The sequence below is a fragment of the Vibrio bivalvicida genome, from assembly GCF_001399455.2.
In the GTDB taxonomy this organism is placed as follows: Bacteria; Pseudomonadota; Gammaproteobacteria; order Enterobacterales; family Vibrionaceae; genus Vibrio; species Vibrio bivalvicida.
The window spans coordinates 1-13,056 of sequence record NZ_LLEI02000021.1; the positions used below are offsets into that span (position 1 = coordinate 1).

The 13,056-nt window shown below is 43.5% G+C and carries 11 protein-coding genes; 1 reads left to right on the forward strand and 10 read right to left on the reverse strand.

Annotated elements, in window-relative coordinates:
• The first annotated feature begins 344 nt into the window (after positions 1–344).
• Positions 345–764: a hypothetical protein gene (locus APB76_RS05275; protein WP_054961216.1), complete on the forward strand. Its 420-nt coding sequence runs from the start codon at positions 345–347 to the stop codon at positions 762–764.
• Positions 765–1,048: 284 nt separating this feature from the next.
• Here the strand turns inward: APB76_RS05275 and APB76_RS05280 are convergent, their stop codons facing one another.
• The 10 genes from APB76_RS05280 to APB76_RS05325 all read right to left on the reverse strand — a co-directional run bounded on the left by APB76_RS05280 (position 1,049) and on the right by APB76_RS05325 (position 13,049).
• Entirely contained in the window at positions 1,049–2,116 is a 1,068-nt protein-coding gene (locus APB76_RS05280) for a hypothetical protein (RefSeq protein ID WP_054961215.1), read from the reverse strand.
• A complete protein-coding gene (locus APB76_RS05285; RefSeq protein WP_054961214.1) occupies positions 2,109–4,565 on the reverse strand; it encodes a TcfC E-set like domain-containing protein in 2,457 nt (818 codons plus the stop codon). The genes APB76_RS05280 and APB76_RS05285 overlap by 8 nt, the downstream gene beginning before the upstream one ends.
• A 24-nt stretch (positions 4,566–4,589) precedes the next feature.
• Positions 4,590–5,321 carry a hypothetical protein gene (locus APB76_RS05290; protein WP_054961213.1) on the reverse strand — a complete coding sequence of 244 codons (732 nt, stop codon included), beginning with the start codon at positions 5,319–5,321 and terminating at the stop codon, positions 4,590–4,592.
• 71 nt (positions 5,322–5,392) lie between these two features.
• Positions 5,393–5,881, reverse strand: coding sequence for a CS1 type fimbrial major subunit (locus APB76_RS05295; protein ID WP_054961212.1), 489 nt, complete (start codon positions 5,879–5,881; stop codon positions 5,393–5,395).
• Between the two features lie 422 nt (positions 5,882–6,303).
• Positions 6,304–7,983 (reverse strand): DUF342 domain-containing protein, encoded by a 1,680-nt coding sequence (locus APB76_RS05300; protein ID WP_054961211.1) that lies wholly within the window; start codon positions 7,981–7,983, stop codon positions 6,304–6,306.
• A 120-nt stretch (positions 7,984–8,103) separates the two neighbouring features.
• Positions 8,104–9,801 (reverse strand): SpoIIE family protein phosphatase, encoded by a 1,698-nt coding sequence (locus APB76_RS05305; RefSeq protein WP_049845857.1) that lies wholly within the window; start codon positions 9,799–9,801, stop codon positions 8,104–8,106.
• 17 nt (positions 9,802–9,818) lie between these two features.
• Positions 9,819–10,118 (reverse strand): STAS domain-containing protein, encoded by a 300-nt coding sequence (locus APB76_RS05310; RefSeq protein WP_049845858.1) that lies wholly within the window; start codon positions 10,116–10,118, stop codon positions 9,819–9,821.
• Positions 10,119–10,161: 43 nt separating this feature from the next.
• Positions 10,162–11,325 (reverse strand): methyl-accepting chemotaxis protein, encoded by a 1,164-nt coding sequence (locus APB76_RS05315; protein ID WP_054961210.1) that lies wholly within the window; start codon positions 11,323–11,325, stop codon positions 10,162–10,164.
• A 30-nt stretch (positions 11,326–11,355) separates the two neighbouring features.
• The gene (locus APB76_RS05320) at positions 11,356–12,402 is read right to left on the reverse strand and encodes a protein-glutamate methylesterase/protein-glutamine glutaminase (protein WP_054961209.1); all 1,047 of its coding nucleotides are present in this window, start codon (positions 12,400–12,402) and stop codon (positions 11,356–11,358) included.
• Complete coding sequence (locus tag APB76_RS05325; protein WP_049845861.1) at positions 12,402–13,049, reverse strand: chemotaxis protein CheD; 648 nt, start codon at positions 13,047–13,049, stop codon at positions 12,402–12,404. The genes APB76_RS05320 and APB76_RS05325 overlap by 1 nt, the downstream gene beginning before the upstream one ends.
• Between the last annotated feature and the right edge of the window lie 7 nt (positions 13,050–13,056).

Consider the following 13,056-nt stretch of genomic DNA (forward strand, 5'->3'; position numbering starts at 1 on the left):
AGCTGATCAGATCGTAGCTTCTTGATTTAGTTCCATCGATTTAAGCAACAAAGCCCCCTCAGAGTAGTAATAAAAGCACTGCCGTTATTCTTCCTAGTGCGAGTGAACGCTATTTATCCACGCCACTAATTACTGGCGCCTAATCGCGTAAATCGGAGCTGCAGGTTACCACCAGTAGCTCAGCCACCTACAAATAGATAATGAGCCATAAGGATATGTATTGTGTTTGATGACTTTCAAGGTATGCTGTTGGCTGTCTGGAGCCAAGATATAGCGTCCCTTCTCTCCCCTGAAAACGTGACCACCATCTATATTTTTCCGCTATCATCATTGGTTTGGAAGGAATGTTTATTCCTGCTGCCCTATTACCGAACGCTAGTGTCATCATTTTAATGGGCACGCTTGCAGCTCTTGGCAAAGTTGAGTCACAATTTGCACTGCCTTTACTCATTCTTGCCGCATCAATTAGTCACTGGATAGCATTTCTTCAAGGAAGTTTCCTCACTAAGCTGCCCACGGTTCAACGTTGGGTGAGTAGAGTTTCTGGTGAGCGACTCAAAACAGTCGACTCATTATTATTTAGGCACCTCTTTATCGCCCTCTTTATGCGCTCGCTTCATCCCAATCGTTCGGACACTTGTACCTATGACTATGGGTATACGCGGGCAGCAGTCAATGTTGTTTCAGTTTTACTCGATATTAAGTGCCATAATGTGGGTAAGCTTGCTGTTTGGGATTGGGTATTTGATACCCTCTCTCCCTGAAAACCTTAATAAGACTGTAACAGCTAGCCCGCAGCTACTTCTACCATCCGCTCAATGAACGGAACTCCATACCTTATTTGAAATATCACCATGACTTCGAGCGATGGCCATCAGCAGCGCCACCCAAGCTTAGTTTTAACGTCATCACCAGAATCAAGCTAGGCTTTGGACGCTTTTACACTGCCATTTACGCGAGCGCACCGTACCCAACTAGGGTACGGCGCGCTTTGTTTGGCCTATTGCGTTCATACGAGAAAGCGTCGAGTCCGGTCTAGTTTCGTTTGCTAGAAATCGGCTTCGAAAGTGAGGTTAATAGTATCAAAATAAGTCCTGCCGCTTTCGCCATATTGCTTGACCCCATTTAAAGTAAAGTCAATATAACCCTGGTAGTCATAATAGCTGCCAGTGAAATCTACCCCATCAATATAGGTAGGAGTACCATGTTGTAAGTCGAATGTCCTTACTTGCTCGGGGAACCTTGCTTGAGTCGCCAGCTCCATCTGGGTGCCGGCAAAATTGCAATCTCCACCAGAGGTCGCAGAGTTCGGACTGCTACATGTCATGGTGATACTGTACCTCTCATTACTCTGAGCCCGAAACCGCACTTGACCAGTGAAAGTATCGTCATTCTCGTACGATGGCTGCAACGCCACTGACGTATACGGCATATCAATCTTAAATGAGTGCCCAACAACCATACTCAGGTTTGGGATCAGTGGCGTGGTCTTAACACCAGTATACGAATCCGCAGTCAACTGTATTTCTTGACTGCGGAACAGATAGCCGCCACGTGTTGAATAATAACCCGGAGCAACAGCTTGAGGATCGAGCAATTCAAAGGCAAGAGTGACGTATAGAGAAATGTCTAAGCCAGGGTTGTGAGATATTTTGACTTCACCTAGTGCCCCTATATTTTTTTCACCATATAAATTGAAAATGTTAGTATCCTTAGCACAAGTATCCCCCGTTACACTTCCCGGACCGGCAAAGGCTCCGGGCGTTCGTTTGCGTGTGCCTAGCGGCGAGATTTTGATTCGGGCGGTACCATTACCAGTTTTTTCATACAAAGTCACCTCCACAGGCTGATTTACTATGCCCTCATACCCCCAAGATGCTGGGCCTTGGAGGGTGCCAGATATCTGGTACTCTCTAGCAAAAGCATTATTCTCCGTGCATAGCGGCATGCCCCCCCCTGACTGAGGGAACAAATAGCTACCTGACACACCCGGTGTATAATGAAGTAGCCCTACTGGTATGGTGTACTGCGCGCAATATGCCAAACTAGACCAAACCACTAGATAACAAGCTATCGCAAGTCGATGAAACCTTTTCTTTAACGTATTTTTACCCACCTTGGCACCCTACCTTACCAAGGTATATGAACTCTTGGCTGTTAGTCGATAAACTAGTATCAAGATTGACGGTGCATAACGAACGACCACTACCATCTAACAGCTCTATGACTGGGTACTGGCGCGATACTGTTAACTGAAAATATTCATCACTATCAGTGCCTAACACATCAATTACAGATTCATGGTTGCTCACTGTGATTTGTGACTCATGATTTTTAAGCGTGACGGTATTTCCACCCATATCACCGAAATCAATATAGCCCGCGGCTTCAAACGTCTGTCTCGGAGCGATAGCCAAAAAATCAAAATTACCTTTGTACAACACATAGTTGTAGCTGTAATCATCAATAACCGCATTTGAAGAGTTAAGATACATGCTGCTTTCGGTAAAGCTCGGTACATTGACCAAAGTATTGCTATTTCTAAGCTTAACTGAGGTGCCTCCACTCACATCCGCACGAATATCAATTGCGCTATCAGGTGGGGTTTCCATCTTTATAATAACTCCAGAACTTACCCCCTTTCGATCGAAAGCATATTGGTTTCCTGAAAAATACATATTGCCGCTGACCCTTCCATATTGATTGCTGTTATAAGTACCTTGTTGAGAATCGCGATAAACAAAGCCACCCAGATAAGCGTTAGCACTGTCAAACTTAAAATCGGCGTCAGCACCAAGTCTGATAAACTCCTCACCACCACCTGCCGAAAACGTTACTTGGTTCAACATGCTTTGCTCTAACCCTTGTTTCGACAAGATAGCTTCACCATAAGACGACTTTCGCTGCCCTGTGTATGTGAAGTTAGTGTCAAGCGAGTAATCCCGTCGGTTACCAAGTGTGAAATTAAGTGAAAACGTCACCAGCAGGTCATCAACCGACGAGGTACCGACAGAAGTCTGAAAGTTAGCAGGTAATCCAAACACATTCACAGAAGCCTGATTCGTTATATTCAGTTCTCGATACTCTTCTCTATACTGCGGTGCATTCGTCTTTGAAGTATGAGCATTAAACATAAATAGCTGGGAATATCTGAGCTCTGGCATTAACGATACATTTACGAACTGCGAGTGGTTTTCGACTCCAAGCAAATCACTAAAGCGGTAGTTAAAGTTGCTATTCACCATCTTGTCCAGAAATGTACCCACATAATTCGCTTGTACGTTAATCCCCCAATTTTTTTTCTCAATATCAAATTCAGTTGCGAGTTCAACACCAATTGGAGAAGCTAACTGATAGTTAATCGATGATTCTAAATATTGTGTATCTCCAATATTTAGCATTGAAAGTGAAACCGTTGCGTAGTCACTAACTTTGGAACTATAACGAAGGCCCACTGTAACAGCGTTGTAACTACCATCTAATACGTCGTTCTGCCCTTCTTCCGAGTTCATCGCCCCAAATGCCAGGGCGAAGCCATTATCCGTCAACGAATTACTCACGGTGTCCGTGATAACCTCTAGTTCTTCACCATTCAACGACCTTCGCACAATGGATACATCGTAAACACCGATTGGAAAGTCAATGACAGGGATGTTTGCCATACCTGCTGAGGCGCGCGTTACGTATAAAAGACGGTTGTCGCGGTATACCTCGACCATACCGGTAAATGGCATAAAAACCTGTAAGGGCCGCCCCGACCCTTGCTCTTTATTCCGGAACGTTTCACTAGTTGATGAGTACCACCCCCCTAGCATGTTACGGCTAGGTATGACTCCGATGCTAGACTTGATGAGATCGTTTTGACTCGAGGATTTGATCCCAAACTCATACTTTTTCCCAGCATAAGTTCTGGAGCCCAATATTTTGTTAACATTGAGCGAATCCTGTCCATTATAGCGTTCAAATGTCGGTTCGATTTCAAAAAGATATTCAGCATAGGAAGCCTGACCTGTTAACGACAAAGAACCGTTAGAGCTATCACCTTCAGTGAAATTAGCGTTGTATTGTACGCTTCCACTCACTTTGTCTACCGTACTTCGGCCAATGTGCTCTCGCGCCTGTGTTTCCCTGCCGTTATTAGCTTCAATAGAAAAATATTGGTTTAATGCCTCTACAGAGGACTCGTCCGGCTGTAGATATACTAACAATAATTTATCTTCGAGCTTTTCACGCAGTGTAAAGCTCATCGTTTCACAAAGCGTTTCATTAGCCAAAAGGTCTTGGATGAGTACACTTGACGCACAGTTGTATGTTTTGTCGAGATCTAGCTCTAGCTCTCCCGAACGGTAACGCTTAACACCAGATTCGGAGAAAACGACCTCACCTTCATCAATGGATTTGTTTAAATATACCAGTTCAGTAGGTGTGGCTTCGCGATCAAGCAGCCCTTCAAATCCGGGGGGAGTTGCAAAGTTAAAGCTATTCCTTTGAGTGGTTGTATTCGTATCTGAGGCGACCGCAGGAAAACAAAACAACACAGCACAAGTAGACAATAATTTTCTCACTTTTTGCCTCATTTTCACTACTTATTAATTTGTCACGACTCTCTTGCCTACAGCTGGTTCGACTAAGTCACACTGCCATGTTAATTTGCCAGTACCCTTGGCCATGGAACTAAAGTCAATTTGTCGCTTTGGTGGAAGTCGAAACTCAGTAAAAACCTGACACTCACTCCCGATGCAAATATTACAACTTTGCAGTAGAACTATACTGTCACCGTTATTCGTTATTGTGTTTTCATTAGTTTCGAGTTTATAGTCAGGGTCAGATTTAACGACAGTGGCAAACGTGGTGGAAGAAATTGAGAAGAACAATCTTGCTTCACTGTCATTCTTATCTTCAATCCCTGAGTACTCGACTTCGGTAATGGGATAAAATCGGATTTTATAGTTCCTATCTTCATTCACACTACTACCTGTATATATTGCTCTTACATTTGTCCTTCCATTTGGTGGAATAGCGACTTTATCTGGAAGAACAACCAAATCATCTTTCTTTAACCTTCCCTTTATCTCTATCAGCTCTTCTTTTTTAGTTCCAATACTCTCCGGTGAAATATAATAGACACCTATTTTTACGAATCTTGGCGTTTCTTTATCAGGATTAGATACTTGTATTAGTGATGACGAGTTATTTTTATTTGAATCTAGAATTGTTAATTTACTGTCAACTAATACCTGCATAACATTTGCTGTAGCAGGCCAGCTGAGAACGATGACAACAAATAGATATACTCGAATAAAATAATTGAGGTATGCCATGCTTTTATCCAGTTCTCAAGAAATGGAGTGCGACAAGCACTCCAGTTGTTTAAATGAACCAAGTATGAAGATTAAAAGTTATCTTCAAAAACCATGTTAACCACACCAGCATATAAGCCGACGGCTGTATGGGTGCCTGTAGTTTCGATTTCTAAATCGACGATATGCGTTTGAGATGAATTACCGGCTGAATTTCCAACGACTCCTACAGGCGTTGCGCCAAGCGCTTCTCCTTGCACTTTTACGACCAAAGGTATTTTATTTGTACCGCTGACCATAGCGGCTTCTTGTTGAAGACTAGCGGTAAGCCCAACCGCTGTCGTCGCTTCTAGACGTAAGCTATATGGGTTAAATGTTTGTGAAACTGTGTCATATGGTAATGAGATATCAGTTGGCCATGCTCCGTACGTGGGCTCAATAGTAAAAGTACCAGAAGGAATCGTTGCAGAAACATTGATTACTTTATTTATTTTGTCACCAGATGCTGCATTTACTGACCCAGTCGCAATCGCGGCCGTCAGAATCAAAGAAGCTATAATCCCTGCTTTAGTATTAACCATGTTTACACCTTATTTTTGGTTGAGTCGTCGACCGTCTAATCTCTTCGACGGTTTAATTGATAGGTTCTTCAAGTACTCCTCCCATGTACTATTATGAGAAAGCGCTCGTTACCTACTTAAACTCTGACCAATATACAAACATTAAACAAGTTAATTATCGACAGATAAATATCATTAACAATTTAACAAAAAGAATTACCCAATAACCACTATGGCCTGCACTTGTTAGTAAGATTAACGATTTAGTTAACAATTAACTTAATCGTTAAAAGTAAATACAATCATTTAAGAGGGGGGATATTGATAGGTAACTAACAAAAAAGTTGAGTTCTTAGATAGGAGAATATAAAAGGTTAGGATTTTTATTATATAAATCACTTTAGTAGTATCCTATTCCTCCTAAAAAGAATAGGATACAAATACTATAATTCTTGCCCGACATCTTCTTCTTCAAGCATTGAGGTAAACTTAATTTCAAACTGATTGAAATTGAATGTGCTTGGGCCATGAACACGTTTGGTGGTGACTTTCTCTTCACCAAACTGGACAGTAACATGGGTAAAGACTTTGTTTTTCACCTCAATAATAGATTCTTCCAAAGCAGCCTCAAGTTCCTGTTCATGGGTATCTCGCGCGTGTTTTACTTTTTCTAGATGAGCATTGGCATTACTCTTGTCCGCTTCGAGCTTCTCTTCCTGTTCTGGAGTGCGCTCTGATTTAGGAATTTTCTTTAACTCCAACTCCTTACGCACCATATCCATGGTTGCTTCTTGAGCTTGAGTGTATTGCTCTTTCAACTTCGCTTGCTTGTCTTTGAACATTTGGAAGCGAGCAAAGGCATGTACATGAGTGGCGGTATCCCCCTCGACCCCAAGATTTACACAAGTCACTTTGTCGCCAACTTTTGCGCTACCACCGCTAAGTGTTCCTTGCCTTTCATTGGCGTCACATACCACTAAATTGTGTCCGCATCGTATTTCATTGTTCATACAGTGTACGGCTAGGTGAATATCAGTGGCTGCTTGCAATTCGCTAAACTGCGCGTAATTCGCCGTAATTGAACCACCAGATTTAACCACGCAGCTCTTTTTCTCATCTTCGGAAACATTGTGACCTATGATTCCTTTCGCAACCTCTATGTCGCCTTGAGCCTGTATATCTGCAGATTCAATAAAGCCGCCAACCGTCAATGAGCCTGTAGTCCGTACGACCATATCGGACTCGATATTGCCAAATACCACTACATTGCCTTTAAACTTTACGTGCCCAGTAGAAACACCAATTGTCGGTAGACATAGAGCATCTTCTACATCAACACTCTTCTCTTTTAATACAGGCATTCCAGAGACTTCTGCAACCAGAAGGTTTGGGTTAGCGGGCGACACTTGGGTTCCTTTCCCGGCTTTTAGCACAGAGTCATTACCGGGTTTAGGGGGAATTATTTTTCCCTGCACGGTCATTCCAGGTTTGCCTTTTGTAGCAGGGACTCGCTTCATTAGGTGGTCATTGGCCGAAACAGTGATGGTTTCCCCAAGATTCAGCATATCGACTTTGCCGTCGTCACCTGACGCCTTTGGAGCAAGCACTTGTTTGGTTGGGTCTTGAACAAGAGGAATGAATTTAGCATCGACGCCTTGGACAGGATTCTTCCCCTTAGCAACAGGCTGCGTAAAGGTCTCACCAGCCTTCAACTGGTGGCTCATTACCAGCACCTTTTTCAGTGCTAGTTTGTTGATCCCTTTAGTAACATGGGCCTGCGCAAGTGCCTGAACAATCTGAGGGCCTCTGAGTGGTTTGCCTTTATAAGCACCGACCACAACCATACTCGCCAACATATCATGCTCGGACAACACCACTTCAACCGTTGCATCCTGTACTTCAGCAATTGCTATTCCGACGTAAGCTTCACTTTTCATATCCTTTGCAAGATTGATAAATCGCGCGACTTCCTCTTCAAGCAGTTTATACTCATCTGCATCAATTGCTGTTAGAGCTTCATTTAACCCTCTAGTATCAAAGTTATTATCCACCGTGATATCTGGTGATAACTTTGCGACTACCTGTTCCTTGTCTTCAGAAAAAGCGACAAACTTGTTCCACATGCCATTCTGCCCTATAAACTTCCTATCTTGAGTGTATAGAAGTTATTCCCACAACTGTATCAAGTGTGTAACAATTTAGGGCGTACGTCACTAGAAGGCGTTTTTACACTGTAAATAACGTTAGCTAGAACTCGGAAAGTGATGAGCAGCTCCTAAAGAGTACACAGCTTTGACACGGCAACCTTGTTTTGAATACTCCAATAAGTCACATAATTCGGAAGCAAGAATGATGCCTCTGCCATGAGTCAGGTTCTTGTCTGACAGGTTATAAGTCCTCTCATAATCGAATCCTACTCCGTTGTGTTCAAGTTCAAAACTTATCGTCTGGTTGACAGGCTCATAGTCAACCTTGAGCTCGACCCAAGCAGTGTCATCTAGCTGTTTAATTTTTTCTTCTCTCATCTGATAAAACAGGAAGAAACCATCTGATTGCTCTTTGATTGATGAATCTAGCTTTAGCAAGCCATGTTCAATTGCATTAGCGAATAACTCTGAGAGGACCGAACAAACGAGATCTAAATGCGCACCACTTATGAGAATGCCTGCTAAGAACTTACGTACCTCTGTCATAACGGTCACTTCCCGAAGAATACTACCGTCTAAGCGTAAAGTTGAACTTGATGGCACCTTACTCAATGGAATAATGTCACGAGGTGCTTGTTGAGAATTACCATTCAGAATTGGAAACTTCATGGTAAGTATCGACAAATCATCGCCGACAGATTTGTTAGCAAATTGACGGACAGATTCATACAGAACGGGAATTAAGCTCTGATCGCCAGAAAGTGACGCTTCTAGCCGCTTCTGACCAAACTGCTCTCCACTCTCGTTAGTCGCCTCAATAACACCATCGGTATAACACACAATCTGCTGGTCAGGCTCAAGCTTAAAATGGACAATGTTGGATTCAAATTCGTGTGTATTGAGCACCCCAAGTGGCATATGAGTCGAGGTTAGCCTTCTAACAATAGCTCCGTCGTCGTCAATCAAATAACCATCAGGTAGCCCACCTCCCCACCAAGACACTTCAAACCCATTCGCACGCACTTCAAAAATGCTGGCGGCCAACATCATACCCATTGGCAGGAAACGAACTAACACATCGTTAATTTCACGAGCGATCTCTCCTAAAGAGAGTCCTTTTGCCGCCATTGAAAAAAAGGCCCGAGTCGCAGGAATTGCTGAAATAGCCGCTGGTAAACCATGACCAGTCGCATCGGCAATCATCACGTAAACGCCACCATGAGGCCGATTTGCGACTACGATCAGATCGCCATTGAAAACAGTCGAAGGTGTCGATAAATAGTTAATGCCGTAGATGTTTTTAACTTGAGAACTCATCTCATGCATTAGGTTGGAAAATATAGACTCGGCAATAGCGTAGTCATAACGAACTTGCTCGCGGAACTGGCTAAGTTCATCACGTTGCTCTTTAACCTCATTATGCATTCTAACAATACGGCAATGTGCCTGAACTTTGGCAATTAAAACACTTCTTTCTACAGGTTTAAGAATGAAGTCATCGCCAACCGTTAAACAGCGCTCAAAAGAAACATCATCATCAAGCACCGTTAGGAAAATGATAGGAATATGAACATCAGAAAACGCTTGTTTTATCTCTTCCGCTGTAGTGAAGCCATCCTTGATCGGCATCATGACGTCGAGCAGTATCACGTCAGGCAAGCTGTCCATCTTTTTCATAGCTTCGACCACCCCTTCACCGTTTTCAAAAGTCGTTACGGTGTCTGACAGATGGTTGAGCATGAATCGACACAATTCTCGATTGGTCGCGTGATCATCGACGATCATTACATGCATATAAACCTCCGAGTATTTTACTCAATGGCAAATTTTTTATCGAATCGAGATATGGTCAATATCTTCCTCACTTGAGGTAAAGTGTTGGTAATTCGAATCATACCGTCTTCTTGCCCCAAGTAATTGTGCATATTGAGCAACATACCAAGACCCGCACTATCGATGTAATCGACTTTTCTAAGATCTATAGTGAAGCGAAACTCTTGGCGGTCGTTATAGCACCGACGAAACTCTTGAACCAAATTGAAACCAAAGGCTCCCTCAATCAAGATAGTGATGTGTTTAGTTGCCGAATCAATCACAGTTTCTACTGACATACTCTTCCCCTTTCACCTTATGTTGTAAACGAAAGTTTAATTGTTAGAAAAGCTCTACTTCCCCTTCTTGGATGTTTTCTTGCGATGCAGCCGGAGCGCCTCTGCTTTCTATTTCTAACTGTAGTGCAATTACCCCATCGGTAAAGTCTTGTTGATCAATATCTTGGCGAGCCCACTGCTCGCACAAGCTAGTAAACTGTTGCAAAAACGCCACCGACTGTTTGGCATAATCACCTTGTTGAACAATGATATCGGCAAACTGTAAAGCTCGAATGCCGTTGTCAACTTGCGCATGAAGCAAATCGCCGCTTGAGCGGATCTTGTGAACCTCTTGTTCGACAGTTCGGTTAACCTCCTGAACACCGCGTAGCATGTCATCAACCTTTTCTTTAGATTCAATCGCTTCAGTCATGTCGATTGAAGCCATCTCACCTACTGTCTTATTCGCTTCTTTAACCGTTTTCTGAGCGATGTTAATTTCTGCCTCAATTTCATCATTAAGCTCTTTAGCTTTGTGAGAAAGATTACGCACCTCTTGGGCAACGACAGCAAAGCCACGCCCAGCCTCTCCAGCTCGAGCCGCTTCAATCGCTGCATTTAAAGCAAGAAGATTGGTTTGTTCAGACAGTCCTCTAACTTGCGCCAACAATTTAAATACCGAGTCTAACTTGTCGGACATATCATGAATGCTATGCACAGCCGAGATACTTTTTTCTGAGACAACAACCAACGTATCGACGAAGTGACGAATTATTGCCTCCGTTTTTGGTAGCACCTGGCTGATATCGCTGTCCTTATCTTGATTACCGAGTAAGTTATCTACCAGCTCAGTGGTGATTTGATTTTGACTTTCAGCGAGTTTTTGTAACTCGAAATAGCTTTCATTAAGCGTTTCAACAGATTCGTCAACCACGCTACGCTGATGGTCAAGCGGCTCAATAAGCTGGTGCGCTATCCTACTTAGCATAGGAGAGACTTCTCGAGGTGGTTGGATCTTCGACTTCGGGGCTTTCTCAGTGGTACTTTTTAATGCAACATTTTCGGCTGCACGCTTTGGCAACACAAACCAAGGAATCGCTGCTGCTAACACGGTCAAAGCAACATGAGCAATTGAAGTCGACATACTCATTGCGATGGACAAAAGCACAATTTGTGAGCCAATTGCGATGAAGTATCGGACTTTTAAACTATGGGTTATGGCTTTCATCAGACTTCCTTGAAGTTGTATACCGTCTGACTAAGCGTCAGTCGACAAGTATTGACATATCTGCTTGGGGACCTGAGCTAGATCAAGCACTGATAACGCCGCGTTCATCTCGATAGCAACGCGAGGCATCCCCCAAACAACCGAAGAGGCTTGATCTTGGGCAATGGTTTTCCCACCAGCTTGCTTGATCCGCAACATGCCTTGAGCACCATCCTTTCCCATGCCCGTTAAAATAACGCCAATCGCATTCTTACCCACCGTTTCCGCCACTGCATCAAACATGACATCGACAGAAGGTTTATGAAGATTGACGGCTGGCCTATCATCTTGCTGGCAATACAGATGGTTACCGCGGCGAACAACCACAAGATGTTTATCTCCTGGTGCCACGTAAGCGCAACCATTAACCAAAGGGGCACGATTTACACTAAGTTCTTTTACATCGATTTTGCTACTGTCGTTTAATCTTGCGGCAAATGACGCAGAGAACATGGCGCTGATATGCTGGGTGATAATAATCGGTGGTAGCCCTGCGGGCAGTGCACTAAGCACCTGTTTAACGGCTTCTGTTCCCCCAGTTGAGGCACCTATTGCTATGACCTCTACTTTATGATGACCCTTTGATGGTGAGATAACTTGTTCGACTTCCAGCTGTACTGGTGATTTGTTGGCTACGTTCGCTCCCGCCGCCATCTTGATTTTGTCATTAACCAGTTGCTTGTAGTTGACCATCTCTGCGGTGCTTTCCACGGCAGGCTTAGGAAAATAGTCAACCGCACCTAGCTCTAGAGCAGTGAGCGTCGCTTCGGCACCATGCTGAGTTAAAGTAGAGATCATCACAACAGGCATCGGACGCAATCGCATTATGTTTTTCAAAAACTTAACGCCATTCATTTTCGGCATCTCAATATCGAGCGTAATCACATCAGGGTTATGCTGCTTGATGAGTTCTCTCGCCTGAAAAGGATCTTCCGCCATCGCCACTACTTTCAGCTCGGGGTCAGAGTTGATCAACTGTGACAGCAGCGCTCTAAAAACGGGGGAGTCGTCAACAATGAGTACTTTTATTTTTTTCATTAGAACAGCTCCACATCATCGTCATGTGGACGATGACTTTCTTTATCCAATTGACTGGCATATTTTTCTTCTTGATGCTGGAGGTTATGAACTTCGGTAAATGGAATGCGTTTAAGCCAGGCTTTACCACTAATCGGATCAAATAACACTTTTCGCGGTTCTAACCCTCCGAGATCTTGAGCAATAACATCAAGCCCTTCTTGTTCGACATAATTGAGAATAAAGGCAATGTTTTTGCCTCCAACCATACTGTTGAGTCCTAACATCTGCGCACCACCAAACAGCTTTACTTGCAGAGCGGCGCGTCGGGCACCTCTCTCAATTAAAGCGTTGATCAACATCTCCATCGCATAACTGCCATAGCGAGAGGCTGTTGACACCACCTCTTCTGGTTTCCATGTTTTTAGCTGTGACTTGTTATCAAATGGCAGCAAGAAATGATTCATCCCACCAACTTGCGCTTCAAGATCCCATATACAAGCAGCAATACATGATCCCAAGCCTGTCGCGATGATTTCGTCCTTTTTTTGGCTACAGTACACACCACCAGGTAGCACCTTCACGATATGCTTCCCTTTGGACGGATGATAAAAGCGATTAAAGTGACTGTTTTCGTACTTAGGTGTATCGGTTCTTGCCCAGTTCATGGTGCGT